Genomic DNA, 531 nt, shown 5'->3' with positions numbered 1-531 from the left:
GCCGGCCCAGCACGATCCGGCGCACCAGCCGCCACCAATCGGTGGTGAAGTGCGCCGCGTCGAGACCGCCGCGCTGCACCGCGGCGCGGATCTGTTCGCGGGCGGCATCGGCGACCACCCCGGCGAACGGATCGGCCAGGTGGTGCAGCGGCCGGTCGGTGTCGAGCGCCTGTTCGTTCAGGCGCCGGCGCTGTTCGCGAGCCGCACCCTCGGAGATGAGAACCCCGTGCGGCTGGAAGGTGCGCAGCGCGGCGATCTTCTCGCGATTGGCGGGATGGAACGGAGTCGGCGCGCCGTCGAGGATCCGCGAGACGTCGGCGGGATCCAGCGGCACCAGCACCCGCCGGCCGGGCAGCACCAGTTCGACCGGGCCGCTGCCGAATTCACGCCGCAAGCGATGCATCCTGCGGACCGCGCGGTCGTCGGCGCCGACTCGCTCCAGCAGCGCCATCATGCCGCGGCGCCGGGCGATCACCCCGGCGGCGACCGGTGCCAGGCCGAGGTCGGCCAGTGCCGCCGCGGCGCGCAGTC

General features: G+C 74.6%; 1 pseudogene. It reads right to left on the bottom strand.

The window, feature by feature from the left end:
- A pseudogene (locus A5780_RS40840) lies at positions 1–529 on the bottom strand (cytochrome P450); the annotation flags it as partial.
- Positions 530–531: the final 2 nt, after the last annotated feature.

The organism is Nocardia sp. 852002-20019_SCH5090214, from assembly GCF_001665865.1.
Lineage (GTDB): Bacteria > Actinomycetota > Actinomycetes > Mycobacteriales > Mycobacteriaceae > Nocardia > Nocardia nova.
Note: the sequence above shows the minus strand (reverse complement) of the source record. Positions and strands in the feature narration are given on the sequence as shown.